Raw genomic sequence first — 25,647 nt, 5'->3', positions numbered from 1 at the left:
CGCGGCGTACCGACCGGCGACGTAACGGCAGATGCGATGTCGTCCGGCTTCAGCCACAGCCTGATCAGTGTTGGCGATATTGCAGCTCTGCTTCTGTCTGTCGCGCTGATGGTGGTCTTTGCGATTTCCGGCAAGCTGGTTGCGCGCTGGGAGGGAGCGGTTCTCCTTTTCGCATATGCGCTCTATATGGGGCTGACCTTCAATCTCATTCCCGTACCGGCGATCCTTTAATATGGCTGACAATCCGATCTATCAGGGGCTGGGCCAACTCGGCCAGCAAACCGACCAACCGCAAAGCCCCGAGACAGCAGAGCTCGAGCGGGTGGCAAATCCGCATGCCGACACGCTCTATCTCACGCGCTTTGTTGCGCCGGAATTCACGTCCCTGTGTCCGGTGACGGGCCAGCCCGATTTCGCGCACCTTGTCATCGACTACGCGCCGGGTGATTGGCTGGTCGAATCCAAGAGCCTCAAGCTCTACCTGACCAGCTTCCGCAATCACGGCGCGTTTCACGAGGAATGCACGGTGTCTATCGGCAAGAAGATTTTTGACTTCACCGAGGCGAAGTGGCTGCGCATATCCGGATACTGGTATCCGCGCGGCGGCATTCCGATTGATGTGTTCTGGCAGTCCGGCGAGGTGCCAGCCGGGCTCTATGTGCCCGACACCGGCGTCGCTTCTTATCGCGGTCGGGGCTAGCGCGACCAGCGCGTGACGATATCCGCCATGCAGGCGCGTCCACGTTCGGGTGGGTCGATCTTTGATGTGCCGAGATAGATAAACCCGGCGACGCGCTCTTTNCCAGTGAGGCCGAGTGNTTCGGCGACCTGCTNGTCNAAGGCTGGCCATTCGCTGAGCCAGGCGCCCGCCCAGCCGCTGGCATTGGCGGCGAGCAGCAAATTGTAGCACACGGCCCCAGCGGACAATTCCTGTTCCCAAATTGGGGTACGCCCATCTTCCTTTGGTGAGGAAATGACGGCCACCACGGTTGGCGCGCGCAGGAACAGACCTGCGGCCTCCATCAAATCCTGTGACTCTGCATCTTCCAGGGTCTCGCCCCGAATGCGCGCCAGTTCCTGGCCAAAGTCGGCCCGCGCGTCGCCTTCGAACACGATGAAACGCCAGGGCGTCAGCTTGCGGTGATCCGGTACGCGAGCGGCGATCTCCAGCAACTCNTCCAGCGCGTCTGGCGTTGGGCCGGGTTCGGAGATGAAATGNTTTCCCGCCGAACGTCGCCGGGCCAGCAATTGCCGCGCCTCCGCGCTTGGGCGTGTTGCCAGCATTGGGGTTCCGATGGCGGGGGCGGGGGGGAATCGCTTTGTCATGGCGGCAACATAGGCTCGCGTGAGGCCCACTTAAAGCCGCCTGTTAACAATTGCCGTCTTGAGCTTGGGCCCCGAAAAGCGTACAAGAGTGAACAGTGTTCACTTTCTGAACNCTTTGCACGAAGATTGGGTCAAATGCAGACAGATGACGCCCCNGAAGAGACNCCAGCCGACCGTCGNCGGTCGCGCGTGCGGGAGTCCATCATCTCNGCCGCCGAGCGCGTGTTTGCCAAGGAGGGGGAGGAAGGTTTGTCGATCCGCCGTTTGGCGGACGANATCGATTATTCGCCCTCTGCGATCTACAAATATTTCGGGTCCAAGGAAGAACTCATTGATGAGTTGAAGGANGCGTTCTTCGAGCGGCTCCTGGAAAAGGTCGACAACAGTTCCAGCGCNGACCGTCCGTTTCTCGAGCGTGCAAAAGCGTGTGTCGCAACATATGTCGAAACCGCGGTGACACGCCCTTTCCACTATGCGGCCGCATTTTCCAGCATTCAGAATGATCTGCCTGAAAATGGTGCCGGAATTCTGTCGTGGGACGGGTTTGTGGCGTCGCAGAAAGGGCAGGCTTTCGGTGTGCTGATCAGCATGGTGCGCGAAGGGCAGGAACTTGGCGTGTTCGACCCGGCGCTGCACCCGGTCATCGCGGCGAAGTCTCTTTGGGCCGGGTCGCATGGACTTGCGCAATTATTGATCCACGTTCCAAAGTTCCATCAACTCGTGCCGGACGAAACGCCCATGTCGGCAACTGATTTCATAGAATTCCACGCAAGCCTGCAGATCCGCAGCCTGCTGAAACCCGCAGTCGCGAGTGAAAACGGCGACCTCTCAGGACAAGCATCATGACAGAGACAAACCCGCATATCGGAGATGTGTCGCGCGACAAGCGACCGACAGCCATCAAGGGGCTGATCTTCATGCTGATCCTGGTGGTGGTCTGCGTCGGTCTTGTGCTCGCGGCGACGCGCCTGCGNAGCGAAGAAGGGCCGAAGATTGCCANGGCTGCTCCTANACCGATGACCGTTCAGGTCGCGCCGGTCGAATTGGTCACGGCCTTCACATTGAACGAGGCCTATTCCGGTCTNGCCGAAGCCAGACGNAACAGCGCGCTTGGCTTCTCGACNGGTGGTCGGATTGAATCGATTGCNGTGGATGTTGGCGACCGTGTCCAGCGCGGCAGCATCCTNGCCAGTTTGGATACGCGCGGCCTGCGTGCGCAACTGGTTTCGGCAAATGCCGTGGTCGAAGAGGCGCGCGCGGCGCATTCGCTTGCCATGAGTACGGTCGAGCGCCAACGCAAACTGAAGATGCAGGGGCATGTTTCCCAGCAAGCGGTGGANGAAGCTGAGGCGCAGGCAGATACGGCGCTCGCNCGTGTTGAAGCAGCCAAGGCGCAGGCAGACATTTACCGCGTGCAGATAGATCTGTCTCGCATCACAGCACCTTTCGATGGCGTGGTGACTTCCCGCATGGCGGACGAGGGTACCATCGCCGGCGCTGGCCAGCCTGTGCTGGACCTGGTCGAGGCGGGGCATCTGGAAGCTCGCATCGGACTGCCTGCCAACAGCGCCGCCCGCCTGACACCTGGAGAGACCTATGATCTCAAGACCGATGTTGGAACAGTCGAGGCCATTTTGCGCAGTGTCACCGGCGTGATCGATCCGGCGCAGCGCACTGTCGCAGCCGTTTTTGAAATCGAGAACAAGGGGCAGGTTGCGTCAGGAACTGTTGTGCGCCTGACGATGCAGAGAGACATTGATGAGCCGGGCTTCTGGGTGCCGGTCAAATCTTTGTCTACCGCGTCGCGCGGACTATGGTCGATCTATGTAGCGGAGCCGAGCGGGTCGGGCTGGAAGGTCGCCACCCGTCCGGTAGAAATGGTGCATACGGATGGTGATCGCGCCTTTGTTCGTGGCGCTGTCGAAGCGGGCGAGCGAGTCATAACCGATGGCTTGCAGCGCATCGTGCCGGGCTTGCCGGTTGAGCCGCGCGACGTGCACCGTGCTGCTGCCGTGAATGGTGGCTAAGTCTCATGTCGACGCTTTTCTTCAAACTGCCGCGCCTTGCCATACTCGCGATCCTGGTTGTCCTGATCGGTGGGCTTGGCGCGATGCTGACGCTGGGGCGTCAGGAAGACCCGACCCTGATCGAGCGCTATGGCTTTGTGCTGACGCCATATCCCGGCGCGGACGCTGAACGGGTTGAGGCGCTCGTCACGGAACCTGTCGAAGCGGCTCTCATGGAGTTGGCCGAGATTGAAGACGTGACATCCACCAGCCGCGCGGGTTTTTCACAGGTGCGGATCGAGATCCGGGAAGACCTGACTGAAGGCGAGGTCGATGACACCTGGACGCTGATCCGGGGGCAAGTGGAAGAGGCGCAGGCCCAATTCCCATCTGGCGTCGGATCGCCTGAGGTTGAAAGACTGTATGTGGGCGCTGCGACGTTGGTCGTCGGTCTGACCTGGACAGGCGAGGGAGAGCCTCCCCTTACTGTCATGCGCCGCCTTGTACTGGACCTCGAAGACAAATTCCAACGCCTTGGCGGCACCGAGGAAACGGAAACCTACGGTTTGCCAGAAGAAGAAGTTCGTGTGGTCGTCGATCCGCAGGCATTGTCGGCAGCGGGGCTGTCTTTCCGTGAGGCCGCGGGCCTTATCGCGTCGGCCGATAGCAAAACACCAGCTGGTCGCCTACGCGGGCAGGGTGGCACAATCGGCCTCGAGGTCGGCGGTGAGTTTGATGGCATCTCGCGCGTGCGCCAGGTGCCGCTTCTGCAGCGGCCTGACGGCTCGGCCGTCCGCGTGGCGGATGTCGCACGGGTGGAGAAGGGGTATGCTGATCCGTCCACCAAGCAGGCCTATGAAAACAATCTTCGGACTGTGCTAGTCGGCGTTTATATCTCGCCTGGACAGCGCGTGGACAAATGGGCAGAAAGCGCCCGCGCTATCGCCGATGAATTCGCGGCGTCAGCGCCACCGGGGCTGAAAGTAGAGACTGTATTTGATCAGAGTCTCTACACAAATGATCGCCTGAACGGCCTGGCGCAAAGCCTGTTGTTCTCGGCCTTTATCGTTGTGCTCGTCCTGTTCGTGACGATGGGGTGGCGGTCCGCCATCGTTGTTGGCATGGCCATTCCGCTTACGGTCAGCCTGGTACTGATCCTGTTCAGCGTTTTCGGCCACCCGCTCCACCAGATGTCTGTGACGGGGCTCGTCATCTCACTTGGCTTGTTGATCGATAACGCCATCGTTGTGGTCGACGAGTTCGACCAATTGCGCGCCAAGGGCAAGAACCGTTTCGAGGCTATTCGGGAAAGTCTGGGTCACCTTGCCGCACCGCTTGCAGCGTCGACATTGACCACAGCGCTTGCCTTTGCGCCCATCGCCCTGTTGCCGGGCGGCGCAGGCGAGTTTGTTGGCATGATCGGCCTGTCGGTTGTGTTCGCGATCTCCGCATCTTTCCTCATCTCCATTACCGTGATCCCGGCGATGGCCGGCTGGTTCGACCGCAAGCGCGGCTGGGAGACTGGCCACGCAAAACGCCCGCGCCGCTGGTGGCGGGATGGCGTGATGAATGACTATATTTCGGATGGCTACCGCGCCTCCATCGAGGCCATTTTGCGCTTCCCGTTGCTGGGCATCGCGATTGGTGTGGCCCCGGCCATATTCGGTTTCTGGCTCGTCGGGCAGTTGCCATCCCAATTCTTTCCGCAAACGGAGCGCGACCAGTTTCAGGTGACGTTCCAATTGTCGGCCGAGGCAGACATTCATGACACCGTCGATGTGGTTCATCGCGCCACCGACATGATCAGTGCCATTGAGGGTGTTGAAGATGTAACCTGGGTGCTCGGCCAGCCTTCGCCGCGTGTCTACTATAATGTTCTCAACAATACGGAAGGCGTTGAAGGCTTTGCGACAGGTTGGGTGCAGCTCGATTCAAATGAGCGCACGCATGAGATAGTCGGCGAAGTCCAGCGCATGGTGCGGGAGGAGTTTCCAAGCGCGCGCTTCCTGGCGCTGCCATTCGAGCAGGGCCCGCCCGCTGACGCACCGATCGAGTTGCGCGTCATGGGGAATGATTTTGATACGCTGGACATGATTGGCGACGAAATTCGCAACGTTCTCGGACAAACACCCGGTATCACCTACACGGTCGCGTCATTGGAATTGGGCGCGCCCACGATGCGCCTGCAGGCTGACGAAGCCGCATCGGCTCTCGCTGGTGAACGCCTGACCGATATCGCCGCAGACCTGAGCGCGGAACTCGAAGGCGTGCGGGCTGGCTCTGTGCTGGAGGGGACTGAAGAGTTGCCGGTAAAAGTGATTGCGCCAATGTCGCGCAGGTCTGGGATGACGGACTTGCGATCAGCCACAGTCGGCACTGGTTCTGGTACGCCGATTTCTGCCCTGGGCGAGGTGACGCTTGTGCCCGAAACCGCGGTGATCACGCGCCGCAATGGCCAGCGCATGAACCAGATTCTCGCCTATCTGGATCCATACACACTGCCAGCACCTGTGCTTGCGGACTATCAGGCGCGGTTTGAGGAAACCGGGTTTCATGTTCCCGCTGGATATGAGGTCGTGATTGGGGGCGAAGCAGAGAATTCCAGCGACGCTGTTGGAAATCTCGCCGCCGTCGGTGTCCCACTTGTCATGGTGATGGCCGGGGCGATCATGCTGGTGTTCAATTCGTTCCGCATGATGCTGCTGGTGCTGGCGTCAGGATTTCTCTCGCTTGGCTATGCCTTCTTTGGGGTGTGGTTATTCAATCTGCCATTCGGCTTCAATGCCATCATCGGCGGCCTTGGCCTGTTCGGCATTGCGATCAACGGCTCTATCGTCGTTCTGTCGTTGCTCAGGGCGAATCCGGCTGCAATGGCGGATGACGTGATTGCCCAACGTGAAGTTGTCGTGGATGCGACGCGCCATATTGTGGCGACGACATTGACGACAATGGGGGGCTTTGTGCCGATCCTGCTGACGGGGGATTCCTTCTGGATGCCTCTGGCAGCGGGAATCTCCGGCGGGGTCAGTGGATCCGCGCTTCTGGCGCTGTATTTCACGCCGGCCGTATTCCGCATCACGACCATGAAACCTGTGCAAAAAACGTTTCGCCGGATCTTTAACCGTCAGGAAATACCCGCCGAATAGGGCAGGTCAAAGACTTGCACTTGGGCAAAAGTGGCCCATGTCGGAAAGACAGGCATTGGAAGGAAGAGATATGCCAGACAATCCGGATATCGGTGCACCCGCACCAGCCTGGAATCGCCTTCGCTTCGAAGCCCGCGCTGCGGCTGCTGACGAGCCTGCTCTGGCGAGCTATCTGAACTCTGCCATCCTGGCGCACTCAACCCTGTGTCAGGCGCTTTCCTTCCATCTCGCTGAAAAGCTGAAAAGCCCGGTCATGAGCACACAGCAGGTGCGCCAGATTCTCAGCGATACCTATGATTCCAACCATGCATTGGTCGAGGCCGCTGAAGACGACCTGCAAGCGGTCCTTGAGCGCGACCCTGCCTGCCGCGGCATGTTGCAGCCTTTCCTGTACTTCAAGGGTTTCCTTGCCCTTCAGACCTATCGCGTTGCTCATTCGCTCTGGCGTGAAGGGCGTGAAACGCTGTCCTTCCATTTCCAGAGCCGCGCTTCTGAATTGTTCGGCGTGGACATCCACCCAGCCGCCCGCATAGGGACGGCTGTCATGCTGGACCATGCGTCGGGCATCACGATTGGTGAAACGGCGATTGTTGGCGACGGGTGTTCATTGCTGCACGGTGTCACGCTCGGCGGAACCGGCAAGGAAGTGGGTGACCGCCATCCGAAGATCGGCAAGGGCGTACTTCTGTCCGTTGGGGCGAAGGTTCTTGGCAACATCCATATCGGTGACGAGGCCAAGGTCGCAGCGGGGAGTGTGGTGCTGAAAGACGTGCCAGCGAAGTGCACTGTGGCAGGCGTTCCAGCGCGAATTGTCAGCGGTCCGTCCTGCTGCCATCCGGCAGAAACCATGGATCAGACGATTCCCGACGATATGGGCAAGTAAGTCCGCCGTTCGCGTGTCAGTTGACCGGCCTGAATACAAATCGCGCGACAGCTGAGTTTTTGCAGTAATTGACAGCAATATTGTCTCCAGCAACGTTTCATTTCGGGATCGGAATGTTGTTGCGGCCCTTTGTTTCGTTTAATATTTGACCCACGACCCGGTTTCGGGAGGGGTGTTTTTGGCGCGTGAACAGAGGGTGGCCGGTTGACCGACAGTAGCAGCACTGCAGGCCGGTTCATGCGCACGCGCAAGGTGCGGCGCGCTGAGGCAGAACGTTTGCCGTTTGTGCCCTACGCTGTGGTTCCTTTGGCCGCTCTGGGGCTCCTCCTTTTGTTCGCGATCTGGCCTTTTGCGTTTGGTGTGGTGCAGGCAACCGCCCAGCGGACCGCGTCGCAGGCGCTGGTTGAGGCTGATGCCAGCTGGGCCCGGTCTCGTGTCTCTGGCCAGTGGATCACGCTCGAAGGGCGTCCTCCCAGCCGTGAAGCCGCGGACGCTGCCGTCGACGCAGTGAGGAAAGCGCGCGCACCAGCCTTGTTCGGATCGGCTAGGCCGGTCACGCGCATTCGAGAAAATTTCGACTGGAGCCTTCTGGGTGAAGGTGCCGTTGGCCCCAATACGGATTGGTCGTTTCGTGTGGCNGATGGTGTGCTGACACTTGATGGCGATATGCCGAACACGGAAATTCGTCAGGAAGTCGTCGCAGCCGCTCGCACGAAAATAGACCCNCCGCGCGTAATTTCCATTCAGGACAGTCTGTCGATNAATAATGAGCCTGTCGCCGATGGTTTCCTGGAAGTCGCCATGCGCGGCCTAAACACGGTGTCGAAGTGCGACCGCGGTGTGTCTGCGTTTACCACGAACCGGTTTTCGCTTGATTGCGAGCTTCCGGGCGCCGAAGCCGCCGCCACACGCAAGCTTGCCCTGGAGCCGATCCCCTTAGGGGAGGTCGGGGCGATCAATGTCATCTCACGCGAAGCGGTCAGCTCCTGTGAAAGTTCACTTGAAGAATTGCTGGGCGATGCGCGCATTGAATTCCAGTCATCCAGCGCGGTGATCGGCGCATCAAGCGCTGGCCTGCTGGATGATGTCGCCGAAGCCGTGCGCGCATGCCCGGGATCTCTGCGCATCGCTGGCTATACAGACAGCACCGGTCTGCCGGAAACCAACCGTCAGCTCAGTCAGGCGCGCGCCGAAGCGGTGCGCAATGCACTGATCGCGCGGGGCGTGCCATCTGGCCGACTAGTCGCAACGGGGTATGGCGATGCCAGCCCGGTTGCGCCAAACTCCACTGCGGCAGGTCGCGCCCAGAACAGACGCATCGAGATACGGGTNATCCGTGTCTCGGAATGAATTCCACCAGCTAGCCTGAAAGTAAACATCATGTGGTTTCTTCTCATCCAGATCTTGCTGCTCATGCTGCTTGCCGCGCTGGCGGGGGCAGCTCTGGTTTATTGGTGGATGCGCAATCGCTACGAGGACGTCACCGAGTCCTATGAAGAGCTGATGGAAAATAGCGCCATGTCGGAATTGCGTGCCGGCGTGACGCGTGACGATTTGCTGGCACACTTCGCCGCGATCGAGGAGCGGCTCTCTGCCATGCCTTCGCCGGTCACGCGGGATGAATTCCACGCCAATATCAACAGTCTGGGTGATCGTCTGAGAAACATTCCGACGCCAGACATTTCACCCGTGAATGCGCGTTTGGAGGCGATTGAAACCCGCCTNGCCGATAGCGGCTCAAGCTTTGACCCGGTTATCTCGCGGCTCGCTGATCTCGACATGGCTGTGGGCCAGTTGAAGAATACAGATCTGGACAGTCTGGAAGCCCGGCTGTCGCGCATCGAAGACAGTGTAAACGTGCTGGTCAATACAGAGCCACCGGCGATGCCACAAATGCCTGAGATACCAGCATTTCCGGAGATTCCTGAAGTTGATCTCGGCCCAATCCATAGCGGCCTTGCNCGCCTTGAACTTGCACTCGAGAATCTTGATGTGCCGGTTACGGATCTTGATCCGATCCGCGGGGATTTTGGCCAGATGGAAGCCCGCCTCGCAGAGTTCGCCGAGCGGCTGGATGCCCAGCGCAAGGCTGACAATGAGAGCATGACCATCCGTCTGCAAACACTGTCTTCGTCTCTTGCCTCGCTGCGTGTGCCGGATGTGGACAGCCTGCGCGACCGCCTCGCCAAGCTTGAAACCGCGATCAGCCAGATCACTGTGCCGGACGTGGATCTCGGCCCGGTCACGGAAACCTTGCGTCAGATCGAACGCGACCTGAAGACTTCGCCGGATCATGTCCGCGTTACGCATAACAAGCTGGCCGATCTGGAAGGCGGTACGGCCGCCCTCCATTCGAAGCTCGCTGCACTTGAGGCCCATGTCGCCAGTATGGATCGTGGACCTGTGGACCTGTCACCGCTGCAGGCACGCCTTGCGACACTCGATTCCGCGCTGGCAACGATGCGCGTCGACATTCAGTCCACATCCGACACATCCTCGCTTGAGCGCCGTCTGGCCACGCTGCAGGAGATGGTGGTCGGGCTTCAGGATCCCGACATGTCGGCAATCACGAACTCGCTCCGCAAGATGGAGGCGCGCCTCAATATGGCGGCGGTCGAAGACCGGCTGACTTCAATCGAGTACGGTATGGCGGCGATGCATCACATGGTGCGTACGCTTCAGGAAACCGCCTATTCGCGCACAGATATTGATTATTCTCAGCGCGTTCCGCTATCCCAGGCGCAATTCACGCAAACCACAACGACAACGGAAACTCCGGCGTCTCCCCCGCCACCACCACCACCTCCGCCGCCGCCTCCGGCCCCACAACCGGAGACGACCACGACCGTCCACAAGATCGAGATCATTCGCGGCCAGGACCCTGTTCGTCAGGCCATGCGCCCGGATGACCAGGCCAATTTGCTGGTCGAAGCGGCCTTTGGGGAGGAAGACGATCTTGAGCGCGTGAACGGTATTGGTCCGATGCTGGCTGAATTGCTGAATGAGATCGGCGTTTATTATTTCTGGCAGATTTCGGAATGGGGCCCTGACGAGATCCAGTGGGTCGATGACAAGCTGGAACATTTCAAGGGCCGTATCCTGCGCGATGACTGGGTCGGACAGGCCAAGGTTCTCGCGCTGCTCCCCGAAACAGCAAACCGCCCGCAAAGCGGCTGATTCAGGCTTCACAGCTGAAGGGCAGGCTTGCCCCCTTTTCTCGTGCCGGGAATTGGGGTTAGTTAATGCTGTGCTCGGGGGACGCATTGAGCAACCAGCGGAAGGGGACGCCCGCAATGCTTCGGACCGTAATTGCAGCCTTTCTATGCCTTATCCTGGCGCCCGTCGCATTGGCGGAAAGTCAACAAGCACCGCGCTACGCGCTCGTGATTGGCAATTCCAGCTATCAGCAGACCGGTTGGCAACTGCCCAATCCGGCGCGGGATGCACGCCTGATGGCCGAAACACTCGGCAAGGTCGGCTTTACGGTAGACCTGGTCATAGATGGCACGGAAGACCAGATGGAACGGGCCTTTGCCGATCACGGCGCGCGTCTCAAGGCGGGCGGCTCCGATTCTGTTGGTCTGATCTATTACGCTGGGCACGGGGTTCAGTCGCAGGGCCTGAACTATCTGGTGCCAGTGGATGCAAACGCCCGTTCGGAGCAGGACATCTGGCGACAGGCCCCGCGCCTCGGCGACGCGTTGCGCTATGTGGAGCATGCCGGGAATGCGGTGAATTTCGTCATTCTGGACGCTTGCCGCGACAATCCATTGCCAAGCGCAACGCGCAGTGCAGCAGGCGGGCTGGCCGAGGTGAAGCCGGCGCGCGGCCTGTTGATTTCATACTCCACCGCGCCGGGCTATGTCGCCTATGATGGCGAGGGCGAGAACTCGACCTTTGCGATGGCGCTGTCACAGACGATTGGCCAGCAGAATCTGATTGCCGAACAAGTCTTCAAGCGNGTGGCAGATCGGGTAAACCAGTCGACCAATGGGTTGCAGACACCCTTTTACAATTCCGGTCTGACAGGTGCNGATTTCTGCTTCGCGGGCTGTGATGGCGGCCCGGCGCCNCAGCCCGTGCCAACCAATANCAGCGCGCAGTTGCCGGCTCATGGGGCACGTGGCTCAGCCGCCCGTAGCGCCNGTGACATGGCCGAGGTGCCAAACGCCGTGAATGCCGCGCCCGGCTTCACCAGCGTNTCCACCTTGCTGCGCGGNGCGGCCTTTNCCGCGGCTGATGCCGGTGGNGCCATNNCCGAACGCAAGTTTCGCGATTGCACAGACTGTCCGGAAATGGTCGCCATTCCGGGCGGAGANTTCATGATGGGCTCCCCGGCAACCGAGAAAGAACGCAAGGNTAATGAGGGCCCNCAATGGCGCGCCACGATCAAGCCCTTTGCCGCGTCCGCAACTGAGATCAGCTGGGCCNATCTGACCGCCTGTGTCGAAGGCGGCGGCTGCGTTGGAAACGAAGCCGCGAATGAGACCCGCAGTGACCAATGGCAACAGCCGGGNNTGCCNGTGATCAACATCACCTGGGTTGAGGCAATGGCCTATNTCGATTGGCTGAATACTCGCGTCGATGGGGAGCCCTATCGCCTGCTGAGCGAAGCAGAATGGGAGTATGCCGCGCGCGCAGGCACCACGACTGCTTTCAACACCGGCGATACGCTGACGGACCAGCAGGCGAACTTCAATGCCGGGCGGATCTACAATGACGGTCCGAAAGGCGTCTGGCCCCGCCGGCCCATGCCGGTTGGCTATTATCCGCCGAATGCCTTCGGCCTGCATGAGATGCACGGCAATGTCGCCGAATGGACCGCTGANTGTAGCGTGCGCAGCTATCTTGGCCGGTTTGGTGAGGCGACGGTCTATGATGAGCGTGGCTGTCGCTCCCGTGCAGTCCGGGGCGGCAGTTGGGAGAAGGTGCCNTCCTATGTTCGGTCCGCAATCCGTGATGCATTTCCGGATACGGGCCGCGATGACGGGATTGGATTCCGGGTCGCACGGGACAGGGATTAACCGATGAAGACCATCAGCCCCCTGATTAGCCATCACCGGTCCGAGCTCAAGGCAGAAGCCAGATTGGACCGTCACTTGCTGACCGGGGCGATCTTCATGGCGGTCGTGTCGTTCAGCGTCTTCCTGTCGACCCTNCTTGGCAAATACCCTTTGCCCTTCGGCGCGGACGTATTCGCAGATAATCCGGAGCGCATGATTGGCGCGTCAAATTTCTTCGTCGCGACCGCCATTGGCGCAGCGCTGCGCATCTGGCGAAAGCGGCAGATGCGGATCAAGCTGCTCGTGGCGGAGGCCTTCATTCGCGAAGGTGACGAGGACACCGGTTTGCGTCTGTTGCTGGAACCCGTCTTTGGTGAAACCGTCTGGGATGGCGCCGAAACGCCAATCCTCTCTGAAAGGAGCCGGGCATGAGCCTGCAATCAGAATCCGGAACCTCGCCGGTTACTTCGCTTGACCTGCTGCGCGAGTTGCAGGGAGAGCAGAAGGCTTTCCGCTTCCTGATCCGTGCCCTGGCGGTCTTGCTCGTCACGGCAGCGGTGATTGCTGTGGGCAGCGTAATCTATTTCTATGTCGCGCTTCAGGGGCTGAAATCGGAGTACGCCCATCAGGCGCGGTTGAACGAGATCAATCTCCGCATCGTCGCAGGAGAAGCCAGTCGACAGCGCGAGTCGACACAGGCTCAACTCGTCGCAATCCGCGAGGAAAATGAGTCGGCGCGCAGGCAGGCCGAGCTTTCAAGAGAATTGCAACAGGCCGGATCGGCGCGCCAGATCGCTGCTTACAAAGATCGCGCTGTGAACATTGCGCGCAGCCACGTGCTCGGCAAGACGATGAACGAGGTTACCTCGCAAGTGGTCAGCATGGTGCTCCGTGCGGATGAGGGGGATGTCCGCCTGCTGAGGGATGAGGAGCACCAGTTGCTGCAGGCCGCTNTGGATGATTGGGGCGGAGAAGTGGACTCCGCAAATGTACGCGCTGCGTTTGAACGTTTGATGGATGCAGAGGCCCTGTCGGATCAGGCAATGGGCGCTGCGGGGCTGGCCATGCTGGAGTACCGCGCAGCAGATGAGGCGTCACTGGTCTGGAGCCAGGGATGCTCCACCGTGGTGGACTATGTAAACCAGGCGACGGCGCGCGATCTTGACGCGCCGATGCTGCTGATCTGGAAGGGCCAGTGTCTGCGCAAGCGCGGCGACGCCTTGCTGGCCTATCGCGCTTTCAGCGAGGCGGCACATCTGATTGGGGCGGATTCCGAAGACATCACNCTGGAACAGGAACAGATGGCGCATCATGGCGTCGGCACAACACTGGTCGCGCTGGCGGCGCAGCGCGAACTGCCGGAAGGGCGCCTCTACGAAGAGGCGTTGCAGGAGGCCTTGTCAGAGCTGCGCATTGCNGCCCGCATCCGCGCTGAACGCGGCGCAACGCAGGTGGGCGTCGCCTATACGGAAGAGAATATCGGNTTCATTCACATACTGGACGAAGACTGGCCCACCGCGCTGGAACACACGCAACGGATTGATGATATTCTNCCGCTCGCCTGGAATTTGACGGTTCGCCACATCGCCGCCCGCGAGAATGAAGCGGCGCTGCGCCAGGCCGGGGCGAGCCAGGATGCGCTGGATTATATGGAAACGATTCAGGACGAAACNGCGATGGTGTTGTCGCTGATGGATTGCGACCAGATCGACAAGCCGGAATTGCAACGCCTGCTGCCGGCGCGTTTTGAGGAAACTGTGGAATCCCTGTCGGCGCATTGCGTTCTGGAGGCCGAGCGCAGCTGATTTGCAGGCTTTGCGGTTGCAACGCCAAGCAAAATCTCTAGGTTCGCCGCGAACACAAAGACCCAAGAGGAGCCCGACCCATGGAGCGCGAAGAAACGCTGCGCCTTGAAGCCTATCTCAAGGAAAAACTGCACCCGGGCCTTCGCCTGGTTGCGCGTGACAAGACCGATGATTCCGTTGAGTGCTATCTCGGCGCCGAATTCCTGGCCGTGGTCTACAAGGATGTGGACGAGGGCGAAACGTCCTACCAGTTCCAGATGACNGTNCTGTCGGAAGACATCAGNTAANCNGNTCTCGCCTCGACAGGCGGGNATGAAAAAGGCCGNCGNTCCNTTNTGGAGNGNCGGCCTTTCGCTTTTTGAAAGCGCTGTCGTGCTANTCGTAATCCTTGCGAACAATCACGGCGGTTTCGGGATAGTCGGTCCAGATGCCGTCGACACCAGCTTCGATGAGGACTTTCAACTCCTCTTCAGCTGATGCNAATCCTTCTGCCGGTTCATCATCGCGCACCGTGTAGACATGCACGATCTTGCCGAGGGCGTGGGCNCGTTCNACGAAGTCTGTCGTCCCGCCTTCAGGGGTCAGGATCATCGCCTTGTGAGCGCCGACGCCTGCTGTCGGAATGTCTTCCAGNTTCATGTCCAGGCCGAGCAGGGCCGCGTAGGGCGGGCCGACGAGGTTCTGTACGAGTGTCAGGTCGCTCTTAGCGGCGACCTTGGCGAGGAAGTCCGGCTCAAAGCACTGGATGAAGATCGGAATGCCCGCTTCGACGAGGCCGCGCTCTTCAATCGTGTTCAGGATCGGATCGACCATGTCGAGCCCGGCCGCNGAGAAATTGGANGGCCATTTGGCCTCGATGTGCAGGCCGACCTTCCGGCCTTGCGCGGCATTCTCTTCAACCAGGTCGATGATCTCGTCAAACGTCGCNATCCGGAACTGGTCGTTATAGTCTTGCGGGCGGCCTTCAACGCGCTGGATGGCATTCAGCGTCTTCAGCTCAGCGAGGGTGAAATCGTCAGACCACCAGTCTTCCTTGTCGCCCAGAGGCGTTTTACGCACGCTTTTGCGATCGGCGAATTCTTCATGATCGGCAATGTTTGTCGTGTCGGACAGGTAGCCATCATGGTTGGCAACGAGAACGCCATCCTTGGTCATCACCAGATCCGGTTCGATGAAGTCAGCCCCCTGATCGATGGCGACCTGATAGGCTTTCAGCGTGTGCTCGGGATAAAGGCCGCTTGCGCCGCGATGGGCGATGATGACAGGCGGCTCGCCCGTGAGGGTCTTTAGCGNGGTTTCGGTGTCGCTTGCGTCGGCCGGAGCTGCTTCTGCTGGCGCTTCAGCCGGGGCATCCATAGGCGCAATCGTTTCAGCCGCCGGATTGCAGGCGGCCAGCAACAGGCCGCCGAGGAGGAAATATTTCTTCATGGTTCATAGTCCTGTCTGGAGGATCGGGGCGAGCACGGGCCCGCCCCGGTNTGTAGTCAGCCTAGAACTTGATATAGGCACCGGCTTTCAGCATCTGCGGCTTGCCGCGGATGATGGTATGCAGGCCAAAGGCACCGCCCGTGTTGCCCACGTCGATCAGGTATTCCTCATCGAAGATGTTTTCGCCCAGGAAGTAGACGCCCCACTGATCGTCTGCGCTGTCGAAGCCGATGCGGAGGTTGGCGATGCCATATGCGTCCTGTTCTTCCTCGACAAAGGTGCCGTCCGGATAGGCTTCACGAACACGGGTGAATCCACCATTTCCATCAGCGGCATAATTGTAGCCATTGTCATCTTCGAAATAGTGATGATCTTTCCAGACATAGCTCGGCACGATCGAGAAATCGCCGCGTTCGCCGGCCGGGATCGTGATGTCAGCCGCAAGCGAGAAGCTGTGCTCCGGGCTGATACGGAAGCTGTTNCCAGCGAACTGGAGCGGGTTTCCGTTGTCGTCTTCGTCATCATATTCCGAATGCGTGTAGGCATATGTGCCGAGCAGGCGGATATTGTCGGTGACCAGGGCCTGACCATCGAATTCGAAGCCATACTGGGTGGCGTTACCGGAGTTCTCGGTGATGAAGACGCCGTTGATCGGGTCAAAGCGCGTGGTTTGGAAGTCCTTGTACTCACCATAGTAGACCGAGCTGGTCATCTGGACGCGATTATCCCAGAGACGGGCGAACACACCGGCCTCGACATTGTCCAGCGTTTCCGCGTCGATGACATCATAGCTTGCACCNGAAGCNGAGAGCACTTCCGGGCGACGGCCCCGGCCGTAGGCGACCCAGGTGTTCACATTGTCAGATACGCGATAGGCGGCATTCAGGCGCCATGTGAACGCACCATCCGTTTCTTCTGATCCGGTAGCCTTGTTGTTGAGGCGATCAGCGCTCAGCAGCAGGGAAGGCGCCAGGGTCACACCATTGAGGCCGCCGAGATACGGGTTGCTCTTGAGGACAGCTGCAACGGAGCTCGCCGCCAGNTCTTCCTTGGTGTAGCGAAGGCCACCTGTCAGTTCGAGGCGATCTGTCAGCTGATAGGTCACATCGCCGAACAGGTCATATGTGTCGCGTTCGTCGGTGGAGATTTGCTGTTCCAGATGCTCACCGTAAAGCGGTACCAGCGCGCCTTGCAGCAGGGCTGCCAGAGCNGAGTACTGAAGAGGCGNATCNAAGCTGCCGAAGTTTGCACCGCCCGGNATACCGGNNAGTGTCAGCGCGCCCTGNACCTGCTCAACGGTCAGGCCAGCGGCACCTGCGAGGCTCGGTGCAAACAGGGATTGAGCGTAAGCTTCATCCGTGGAGAAGCGCAGCTCATCCTTGCCGTTCACAGTGAAATAGTTTCCGCCGAANAAGGCCGACAGNTTNCCACCGGCATCATAGTTCAGGCGCAATTCCTGGCTGAACGTATTGGCCTGGCGGCCCTGATAGAATTGAAGCAGGTTGAACTCGACACCATCAGAGTCCCACGCTTCATTCGAGAACAGGTTGCGATAGTCGGTGAGGGAGGTCAGCGACCAGTCATCGTTGAGGTCGTATTCGACGTTGGCGGTGACATAGAACAGCTCACGATCATTGCCGAGCTTGCTGCGGACCTGATCATCATTCACGTTCATGGCCGTTGCGCCGTATGGATCGACCTTCCCGTTTACCTCGAAGAAGCCGGACGTGAACTGGGTGCCGGTGGAATCATCGTCCTGATAGTTGACGAACAGGTCNGCGCGCAGCTGCGGGCTCGGCTCCCAGTGAAGGGCGGTGCGCAGGGCAAGCGTGTCCTGTCCCATCAGGTCCGGAGAGTTGGCGGTGTTCGGCACATAGCCGTCCATGTTCTTCAGCTGACCCGCAACGCGCAGGGCGAGCGTGTCATTGATGACGTAGTTGTAGTGGCCTTCCGCGCGGACGAAGCTGTAGTCACCGCCTTCGATGGAGGCTTTGCCGGAATTGCCGGACAGGGAGGCGCGGTTCTGGATGAAGTTCACGCCGCCAACCAGCGCGCCCTGGCCGAACAGAGTAGCTTGGGGGCCTTTGACAACCTCAACCCGCTCCATGTCATAGATGGCGAGATTGGTGGCAAACCCCACATTGCCGATCGCCACACCATTCTGGAACATGGCCACGCGGGGCGTACCACCATCCGACACCACACCGCGCAGGGANTAGCTCGGCGCGTTGAGGCTTTGGGCCTGCACCTGCAGGCCGGGAACGAAGTTGCCAAGGTCTTCGAAATCATCCGCCGCGAGCAGGTCGATCAGGGCTTGGTCTGCCACAGACACGTTGATTGGAACGTCGATGAGCGCCTGTTGTTGCTTCTGTGTCGTCACGGTGACGACTTCCAGGTGACGAGCCTTTTCGGCGCTGGNTTCCTGTGCGTGAGCGGACAATTGTCCGGAGAGACCAAGAGCGGCAATTGCCGTCGCGGTAAGATAAGAGTGTTTCATGATTTGACCCGTTAACTAGGCGCACTGTGCGCAGTCGGGCGCTGCCTACTCAGCGGCTCAAACCGGCTCAAATCAAAGTTTTACAACAGAAAGTTCGAGAAGGTTTCAGTTTTGTACGACGCACAAGCTTTGGGCGAAATCATCACAAAACCTTATTGAAGGTACACTTTTTGATACTGCGGAAAGGTGTGCGGATGAACAAAATCAGACATTCGCTCGGGTGTCGAAATATCACTATTTTTTCGTATGTGCAGCACTGATTAAATAGCGAGCACTTTGTTGGANGTGNCTTGATGGACGTTCCGTAGGGGGAGGTCCNGNNAGCCCGGCCCNCGATTCTGTCTAGAANAGGGAGCCCTGATCGGTCTTCGGCTTCGCTGGCTTCGCCGCTTTTGGAACTGGCGGCGCAGGCGGTGGCGAAGGCGGCGCGGCTCCGTCCGGGCGCGCCATGACATCGCCATCACCGAAGCTGACCTTGAAGCTGGGNGTGGAGGCGGCGGCCGTCGCGGAGCGAACAAGATTGCCATCGGTATCGCGCACGATGGCATAGCCGCGCTTCAGTGTTGACTGATAGGACAGTGTTTCCAGCAGTTTGCCTTGTGCGGCCAGCGTGTTCCGCCGGGCTTCGATCAGGCGGTTGAGCGCCGGGCGCGCGCGGACGGCTGTGTCACGCAGGCGCTGTTTCGAGGCCCGGATTTCGGCGTTGAGACTGGCCGGGCTGATCGCCAGCCGGGAGACCCGNAGGCGGGCNTTCTGAACGAGCGCGAGCGCCGCCTTGGGAAGGCTNGCGCTGGCATAGTCGAGCCGCTGGCGCTTGGCCTGCAGCAGGGATTCGGGGCGGGGCAGGCGCGCTGCCGCCAGCTTGTCGCGTGATTGNCCGGTGCGGCGGGCGAGCGCGCGCTTCAGGCGCTCGCCATGCTCTCCCGTCATCAGCAGCAATTCAGAGCGAACAGGCACAGCAATTTCTGCCGCTCCGGTCGGGGTCGGCGCGCGAGCGTCGGATACGTAATCGATGAGCGTTGTGTCAGTCTCATGCCCCACTGCAGAGATCAGCGGGATCTCGCTGTTGAAGGCNGCGCGAACGACNTTTTCCTCNTTGAATGGCCAGAGATCTTCGATCGAGCCNCCNCCCCGCGCGACGATCAGCACGTCCGGACGGTCAGCGCCGGTCATGGCATTGAAGCCTTCGATCCCCGCTGTGATNTGTCCGGCAGCGCTGTCACCCTGAACCAGTGCTGGCCAGACAATGACGCGCACCGGAAACCGGTCGCGGATGCGGTGCAGGATATCCCGGATCACGGCCCCGGTCGGGCTGGTGACCACGCCAATCGTGCGGGGCAGGTAGGGCAGTTTCTTCTTGTGCTCGGGNGCGAACAGGCCTTCGGCGGCGAACTTNTTCTTCCGCTCCTCCAGCAGGGCCATCAGTGCGCCAGCGCCTGCCGGGCGCATGGANGANGCGATCATCTGGTAGTTGGATCGGCCCTCATAGATGGATAAACGGCCCGTCGCGATGACTTCGAGACCCTCTTCCGGCTTGAAGGGCAGGCGGTTGACCTGTCCCTTCCACATCACCGTATTCAGCACGGCCTTGTCGTCTTTCAGATCGCAATACATGTGACCGGACCGGGCAAGGGTGACGCGGCCCAATTCGCCGCGGACGACCACATGATCGTAATTGGTCTCAACCGTGCGCTTCAGGCTGGCGGCGAGGTCGGAAACCGACAGGGCGGCATCATTGGAGGGGGGCGTATCAGACGGCATGATCACAGTCATATAGGGGATGCCGGGCAGGGCAAGTGTTCTTCAGGGGTGCAGATGTGGTCACTCACTGTTAACAGATTTGATGAAAGTTCGGGGTGTACGAGGTAAAAACATTCGCATGACACGTCACGATTCAANGCCGGACAGTTTTGGCGAAAAGCTGTTTCGGGATGTGGCCGACTCCTGGGCCATGCCCATGATGATTCTGAACAAGGATCTGCGCTTCGCCTACGCCAANGACGCATACATGACCGCNACAGAAACTGACTGGGAGCGNCTNGCGGGNCAGTACATATTCGACATNTTCCCNGATGNGAGGGGCCGCCAGGANCCGGTGGAGGCGAAATTCCGGGAAGTCTTCAGCGGCAAACGTACGACGCTCGAAGCCCAGCCTTACGAACTGACCATGCCGGATGGCACCGTTGAGACTCGCGTCTGGCAAGCTGTTCAGGACCCTCACTATGATGAGGCTGGCAATGTNACGCACATGATCCAGCGGGCGGAAGACATTACGACGCAAGTCGAGCTGAAGCGCCAAAACGACTATATGGAAAACGAGCTGGCCCACCGCATTCGCAACATGTTTGCGGTGATCATGGCCACGTCCCGGATTTCAGGCGAAAGCGCAGACGACGTTGGCACGTANGTCAAGGATTTCAACGAGCGGCTGGCNTCCATGAGCCGGACCTATTTCGAGCTGAGCCGCCGGAATTGGNGCGGTCTCAGGCTGCGGGACATTCTGGAGAGCGAACTGATTGCGATCGTCGGACGGAATGCGAGCCGCTTCACACTGGATGGCCCAGATTTCCTGCTCACCGTGAAGGCGAGCAAGGATGCCGCGATGATTGCGCACGAGCTCGCAGCCAACGCGCGCAAGTTTGGNTGTTTCTCCGTGCCCGGCGGNCATCTCCATCTCAGCTGGAAGCTGGAAGACAATNTTNTGGTTTCCGTCTGGAAAGAGACGGGNGTGGGCCCGGTTCAGCCACCTGNNCGGACAGGNTTTGGAACGCAGATCTTCAAGATGTTCCCGCGCACGCGGGTTGAGCGTGAATATACGGATGACGGTCTGATCGTGACGATCCATNCCCAATTGCTGCCNTCATCNTATGAGGACGCCGCTAACGAGTTTGCGGAGCCGTTTCAGTAAGCATGCGGGACAATTGGGTCAGCAGCTTGCTCGTGATGATNGGCTTTGACAGGAAAGGTGCCTGACTGAATTCCGCGCCGNTGGTTTCCGGCGTGTTGCCAGAGACGGTCACAAACGGAACGCCCTGTTGCAGCAGACGTCCGGCNACAGGCGCGGAGGTTTCCCCTGCCAGATTGATGTCCAGCACGGCGCAGTCGCAAGGTGTCTCATCCAGCAATTGCATTGCCTCGAACACAGAGCCAACCGGCCCGATGACGGCATAACCGGCATCTTCCAGTGCGGCCGCCATGTCGATGGCGATGATCGCCTCATCCTCAACCACCAGCACCCGGCGATGGGCGCTCGGGGATTGCTGTGTCCCGGAAACGGGGGNCACGGATTGCGGATCAGGNGCCTCTGACTNTGACGGNTCTGGCACGAAGTCNGATTCNAAAACGCGGTCATCGACGCTGAAGAGGTGCCATTGCAGGCCNTCCGGCGGGAATTCCAGCTTCACGGGATAGCCGAATGCGATGCGCGTCATCTTTTCGATAACGGTTGAGCCAAATCCCCGGCGCTCAGGCGCTTCAACGGGGGGGCCGCCACTTTCGATCCAGTTGATCTCGAACCGGTTTACATCCTCATCCGTCCGGATGTTCCAGGTGATGTGAACCTGACCGGTATCATTGGACAATGCGCCATACTTGCCGGCATTGGTGGCCAGCTCATGCAGTGCCATGCCCAGCGATTGNGCCGCCGCCGAGGTGAGGCGNACATGCGGGCCNTTCAGGATGATCCGGGTGCCNATGAAGTCTTCCAGATGGGCGAGCTGGGAGCTCATGATGTCTTCCACGCGCGCGCCGCGCCAGCCGGAACTGACCAGCAAATCCTGGCTGGATGCCAGAGAGCGCATGCGCTCTGAGAAGCGGTCCAGGAAGTTTTCGCCGCTGGCCATCGTCTGGCGTGCGATTGCCTGAACCAGGGTCAGCATGTTCTTGGCGCGGTGGTTCACTTCACCCAGAAGGAGCTGAATACGCTCCTCGCGCTGTTTCTGGTCGGTCACATCCGTGTTGGTGCCGAACCACATGATGATGTTGCCGTCATCACCTCTGATCGGATGGGCGCGGGAAAGGAACCAGCGGAACTTTCCATCCTTGCCGCGCAAGGGGAATGTATCTTCCCAGACTTCNCCCNTCTTGAGGGAGCTGAGGAAATGCTCGGTCGCGCGCGCTTCATGTTCGGGATGGTGAACGGACTTCCAGCCATGCCCCAGCGTGGTCGATTCATCAGCGCCTGTGAATTCATACCAGCGCTTGTTGTACCAGAAGATCTGTCCTTCCGGATCGCACATCCAGGCAAGCTGGGGGATGTTGTCGGCCAGGGCCTTGAACTGGGTTTCGCTCTGCTCAAGCTTTTCGCGGCTTTCGAGCTCGGCGGACAGGTCCCTCACGATCTTTGAGGCACCGACGATCTTGCCGTTTGAATCATGGATGGGGGAGACGGTGACCATGATGTGCAAATCATGGCCGTCCTTGTGTCGGCGGACTGTCCTCAGATTCGTGACCGTCTTGTTCGCCTGAATCGCGGTAAGGATCTCATCTTCTTCCGGTTGCCGGTCCTCGGGAATCAACACGCGGATCGACTTGCCGATAACCTCATGCGGCGCATAGCCAAACAGGCGTTCAGCCGCTGGGTTCCAGCTGGCGATGATGCCGTCTGTGGTCTTNGANATGATGGCGTCGGTGGACGACGTGATGATGGCGCTAAGCCAGGAACTNTCGTCTGCCGACAAGGCAGGCGTGTTCGCAACCGGCGAGGGAGCGCTAGACAAAACATCCCGCTTCATGACGGGGCTCCCGATCAGGGTTTGTGCAGCGCCGAGCGCGCTGTTTTCAAACTGCATTATGACGGAAGTTCGGGGCCTGTCTACAATTCAGATCAATGTGAGCGAGTGCGCGCTGTCAATTTCGGCGCTCTTGTNCCGCGCCTGTGCGGGCCTGTTGCGCAAGCNNNTGATNTNAATAGAGAAAATATGATGNTGGAATTGGCAGCGCCCCNNGGGGAGCGCTGCCTGATTTGCGGATTAGTAGCGGATGCGCAGGTCGGAGATCGACTGGGCGATCTTCGTATAGGCTTCCTTCAGCTCTTCGGAGCTGTCAGGGGTGAAGGTGAACTCCTCCCCGGAGGCGCAATAGGCCAGGATCTCGCGGCCGGCCCGCGGGGCGCTGAAGGCCACGGTATAGACCTTGATGCCCTGTTCCTTGATGCCGTCGCACATCTTCTTGGACTGGTCGAAGGAGTCGCCTTCAGAGGTGTTGTACTCCTGGTTGAACTCACCATCCGTCATGATGATCATGGCCTTGGCNGAGTCCGGCTCGTCGTACGGGTAGGGNTCAGAGCCAGCCGGCCAGACCGTATCCCAATCCGGCGCGATCAGATACCAGCCCCAGGCGATGCCGAGGTGACCGGCNGTGCCGCCGCTCGCATTCAGGTCATCGATATAGTCATACAGCTTGTCGCGATTGGCCGTCATCGGTTGAGGGCCGATCGGGTTGCAGCTTTCCACCGTCCAGTACGGNTTTCCGTAATAGTCAGTGTATGGGTCGCCGTCACGGTCGCGCTGGATGTAGGCCTCGGCCGCTTCGATCCANGCATACGGGCCGGGATCAGCATCCGTGAAGGCGTCGTCTCCAATNCGCTCTTTNACGCAAGTATTGTTGACGGTCTTCGTGGCTGTTTTTTCAACATCAGCATAGATTGCTTCGTAGCCCCATCTGCGGCAACTGCCATCGCGCCGCTCCCGTGTGCAGACATATTCGTAGCCGACGAACTCGCGAGTTGTATAAGTTTCCGTATAGATACGGATAGGTGTCTTGCCTGTGGCCTTGAGGAAATAGTCGCTGCCTGCATCCACCATTGAGGAATAGGACGCCATGCCGATGCGAACTTCGCCGGTTGTGCCATCATCCTTGACGGGGATAAGCACATCAACTGCCGTTTCCGCGGCATCTTTCAGAGCCGTCATCTTGCTGCCGCCCATGGAGCCGGAGACGTCGAACACAAAGGCGATATCGACCTTGCCGATACCATAGGTCGACGCTGAGGTGACGCCAAANGTCAGCTCTTTCGTGCCGGTGATCTGCATGATCGAGGTCGGCTGGTCACAGCGCACCGTAACGGAAATGTCCTGGGATTCGCTGGCAATGGTGGAGACGGGGTCAGCGCAATCTGTCGCCATGCCCTGGGCCTTCATCGCGGATTCGAAGTAGTTCAGGATGTAGGCCTTGATCTGAGTGTCTGACTTGCCCTCCTGCATCTCCCGCGCGCCGGCGATCACCGCGCTGTCGAGAATATACTGCACACGGTTCTTCGCGGTGTTGACCTGTTGAAGGTCAATCGCAAATCCCATCAGCAGGAAAAGCGGAATGGTCAACAGCGCGAAAATGATCGCGACATTGCCTTCGGTTTCGTCTTTCAGACGGCGCAACGTTTTGAGCTGTGCTGCCGCAAAATTCAGGATAATCATGGTTCCCACCCCTGAGATAGCCTCACCTGGCCTTTTTAGGTTCACGCCGTACCATCGCAGATCGGGATAACTTCTCGGTAAAACCATGCCAGCCAAATGATCCGGCCCCGGAAAGGATATGTTAACCAGCACAGGCGGCGCGACAGCCGGTGGGCTTCGCGCGGAAAGGATGGATTTCAGGCGGGTTCAGGACGTGTCCGGAGCGTGCGCCATCATCGCAACAGCGTGCAGATCACGGGCGCTTTCCTGTTGTAGATGCTTCAGTCTGCGCGACCTGAACACAGGTGGGCAGGCCGTGCGCAAGACGGGCGCGGCCGCACCGATCAGACGGCGCATCCAGGTTATATATTGGCCCGGATGGTCCAGTGCATGGTTAATCGCCCGCAGTCGGCGGATGAGAATTCCGCTAGGCAAAATGTCAGTCGGCAGCGCGGGATAATCCCGAAGGTCAACCGGTGCGGGCTCGTCCAGGAAGCGTATGCGCGGCCCGGTGCGGAACTGTTTCGGTGGGGGATTGGCCGCCTTGCGCGGCGTCGATTCCATCAGCCTGAAGCGCGGCTCTGCCCCCAGGGCTGTGCCGGGCGGGGCATCCTGGTGCGGTTGGGAGCGCGTCGGCACCGCGATGAGCCCGTTGAGCGAGTGTGTTGGAAGGGCCCCCAGATCCTCGGCTTCGAGATAGAGCAGGCGGCGCAAGATGGCTTCCAGGAAGGTGATGAGGCCGCCAAGGCGCTCATGCTCTGCGCGGGGTAGGAAGGGCTTGGCCGGAATGGGCCAGAGGCCAAGCCCGGTCTGCGCCGACGAAGCGAGATAGCTGGCCACGGACCACCAGAACTCGATCAGGCCAAATAGGGAGGAGTCACAACGCGCTTGCATGGCCCTGACCCTGACAGGCGCCCACCCCTGCCGGATTGGCAGCAGGAGCGCGCCAGGTGGGCTGGTATCAATTCCTTGTAAATATTTGTATTTTTTAGGTTGAGTGCACGAAATGGATGAGGATAGGGTTGCCACTTTCCCCATCTGGCTCTGCCAGCAAAGGCGGCGGTGGCGGGCAGTGTGAGCGGTCTGCGCCGCTGAGGGCTTGATTCCGGGGGCCAACCCGCGCAATGAGCGCGGCCATGAACATTCTTCTGATCGGATCGG

17 protein-coding genes and 1 pseudogene are annotated in these 25,647 nt (G+C 59.7%); 11 read left to right on the top strand and 7 right to left on the bottom strand.

Annotation, left to right across the window (positions count from 1 at the left end; genetic code table 11):
- Both CBB91_RS12850 and queF read left to right on the top strand, forming a co-directional pair.
- Nucleotides 1-231 (top strand): annotated as a pseudogene (locus CBB91_RS12850) (sodium:calcium antiporter); the annotation flags it as partial.
- A 1-nt stretch (nucleotide 232) separates the two neighbouring features.
- The gene (gene queF, locus CBB91_RS12845; protein WP_035550130.1) at nucleotides 233-700 is read left to right on the top strand and encodes a preQ(1) synthase; all 468 of its coding nucleotides are present in this window, start codon (nucleotides 233-235) and stop codon (nucleotides 698-700) included.
- Here the strand turns inward: queF and CBB91_RS12840 are convergent.
- Nucleotides 697-1,326 (bottom strand): nitroreductase, encoded by a 630-nt coding sequence (locus CBB91_RS12840; protein WP_273014412.1) that lies wholly within the window; start codon nucleotides 1,324-1,326, stop codon nucleotides 697-699. The two genes, queF and CBB91_RS12840, sit on opposite strands and share 4 nt — an antisense overlap.
- Nucleotides 1,327-1,515: 189 nt before the next feature.
- Between CBB91_RS12840 and CBB91_RS12835 the strand changes: the two genes are divergently transcribed.
- The 8 genes from CBB91_RS12835 (at nucleotide 1,516) to CBB91_RS12800 (ending at nucleotide 14,456) form a co-directional block, all read left to right on the top strand.
- The gene (locus tag CBB91_RS12835; protein WP_273014411.1) at nucleotides 1,516-2,172 is read left to right on the top strand and encodes a TetR/AcrR family transcriptional regulator; all 657 of its coding nucleotides are present in this window, start codon (nucleotides 1,516-1,518) and stop codon (nucleotides 2,170-2,172) included.
- Nucleotides 2,169-3,353 carry an efflux RND transporter periplasmic adaptor subunit gene (locus CBB91_RS12830; protein WP_273014409.1) on the top strand — a complete coding sequence of 395 codons (1,185 nt, stop codon included), beginning with the start codon at nucleotides 2,169-2,171 and terminating at the stop codon, nucleotides 3,351-3,353. The genes CBB91_RS12835 and CBB91_RS12830 overlap by 4 nt, the downstream gene beginning before the upstream one ends.
- A gap of 5 nt (nucleotides 3,354-3,358) precedes the next feature.
- A complete protein-coding gene (locus CBB91_RS12825) occupies nucleotides 3,359-6,478 on the top strand; it encodes an efflux RND transporter permease subunit (RefSeq protein WP_273014407.1) in 3,120 nt (1,039 codons plus the stop codon).
- Nucleotides 6,479-6,548: 70 nt separating this feature from the next.
- Nucleotides 6,549-7,361: a serine O-acetyltransferase gene (gene cysE, locus CBB91_RS12820; RefSeq protein WP_035550192.1), complete on the top strand. Its 813-nt coding sequence runs from the start codon at nucleotides 6,549-6,551 to the stop codon at nucleotides 7,359-7,361.
- Between the two features lie 237 nt (nucleotides 7,362-7,598).
- Complete coding sequence (locus CBB91_RS12815; RefSeq protein ID WP_273014405.1) at nucleotides 7,599-8,711, top strand: OmpA family protein; 1,113 nt, start codon at nucleotides 7,599-7,601, stop codon at nucleotides 8,709-8,711.
- Between the two features lie 30 nt (nucleotides 8,712-8,741).
- Nucleotides 8,742-10,538, top strand: a complete 1,797-nt coding sequence (locus CBB91_RS12810; protein ID WP_345906873.1) for a hypothetical protein — start codon at nucleotides 8,742-8,744, stop codon at nucleotides 10,536-10,538.
- A gap of 116 nt (nucleotides 10,539-10,654) precedes the next feature.
- Nucleotides 10,655-12,385, top strand: coding sequence for an SUMF1/EgtB/PvdO family nonheme iron enzyme (locus tag CBB91_RS12805; RefSeq protein WP_273014403.1), 1,731 nt, complete (start codon nucleotides 10,655-10,657; stop codon nucleotides 12,383-12,385).
- A gap of 1,864 nt (nucleotides 12,386-14,249) precedes the next feature.
- On the top strand, nucleotides 14,250-14,456 hold the full coding sequence (locus CBB91_RS12800; RefSeq protein ID WP_273014401.1) for a DUF3126 family protein: 207 nt from the start codon (nucleotides 14,250-14,252) through the stop codon (nucleotides 14,454-14,456).
- An 88-nt stretch (nucleotides 14,457-14,544) separates the two neighbouring features.
- Here CBB91_RS12800 and CBB91_RS12795 read toward each other — a convergent pair whose 3' ends face one another.
- The 3 genes from CBB91_RS12795 to xseA form a co-directional block, all read right to left on the bottom strand.
- Entirely contained in the window at nucleotides 14,545-15,597 is a 1,053-nt protein-coding gene (locus tag CBB91_RS12795) for a glycerophosphodiester phosphodiesterase family protein (protein ID WP_273014400.1), read from the bottom strand.
- 61 nt (nucleotides 15,598-15,658) lie between these two features.
- Nucleotides 15,659-18,094, bottom strand: a complete 2,436-nt coding sequence (locus tag CBB91_RS12790; protein ID WP_273014398.1) for a TonB-dependent receptor — start codon at nucleotides 18,092-18,094, stop codon at nucleotides 15,659-15,661.
- A 342-nt stretch (nucleotides 18,095-18,436) separates the two neighbouring features.
- A complete protein-coding gene (gene xseA, locus CBB91_RS12785; RefSeq protein ID WP_273014396.1) occupies nucleotides 18,437-19,855 on the bottom strand; it encodes an exodeoxyribonuclease VII large subunit in 1,419 nt (472 codons plus the stop codon).
- Between the two features lie 118 nt (nucleotides 19,856-19,973).
- Here xseA and CBB91_RS12780 point away from each other — a divergent pair, with 118 nt between their 5' ends.
- Complete coding sequence (locus tag CBB91_RS12780) at nucleotides 19,974-21,002, top strand: HWE histidine kinase domain-containing protein (protein WP_273014394.1); 1,029 nt, start codon at nucleotides 19,974-19,976, stop codon at nucleotides 21,000-21,002.
- Here the strand turns inward: CBB91_RS12780 and CBB91_RS12775 are convergent.
- The 3 genes from CBB91_RS12775 to CBB91_RS12765 all read right to left on the bottom strand — a co-directional run bounded on the left by CBB91_RS12775 (nucleotide 20,974) and on the right by CBB91_RS12765 (nucleotide 25,380).
- Entirely contained in the window at nucleotides 20,974-22,884 is a 1,911-nt protein-coding gene (locus tag CBB91_RS12775; RefSeq protein WP_345906872.1) for a PAS domain S-box protein, read from the bottom strand. The genes CBB91_RS12780 and CBB91_RS12775 overlap by 29 nt on opposite strands.
- Nucleotides 22,885-23,064: 180 nt before the next feature.
- Nucleotides 23,065-24,507 carry a pilus assembly protein gene (locus CBB91_RS12770; protein ID WP_273014391.1) on the bottom strand — a complete coding sequence of 481 codons (1,443 nt, stop codon included), beginning with the start codon at nucleotides 24,505-24,507 and terminating at the stop codon, nucleotides 23,065-23,067.
- A 186-nt stretch (nucleotides 24,508-24,693) separates the two neighbouring features.
- Complete coding sequence (locus CBB91_RS12765; protein WP_273014389.1) at nucleotides 24,694-25,380, bottom strand: hypothetical protein; 687 nt, start codon at nucleotides 25,378-25,380, stop codon at nucleotides 24,694-24,696.
- Nucleotides 25,381-25,647: the final 267 nt, after the last annotated feature.

The sequence above is a fragment of the Hyphomonas sp. TMED31 genome, from assembly GCF_002172815.1.
Classification (GTDB): domain Bacteria; phylum Pseudomonadota; class Alphaproteobacteria; order Caulobacterales; family Hyphomonadaceae; genus Hyphomonas; species Hyphomonas atlantica.
The sequence above is the reverse complement of the archived record's forward strand: the minus strand, read 5'-3'. Positions and strand labels throughout refer to the sequence as shown.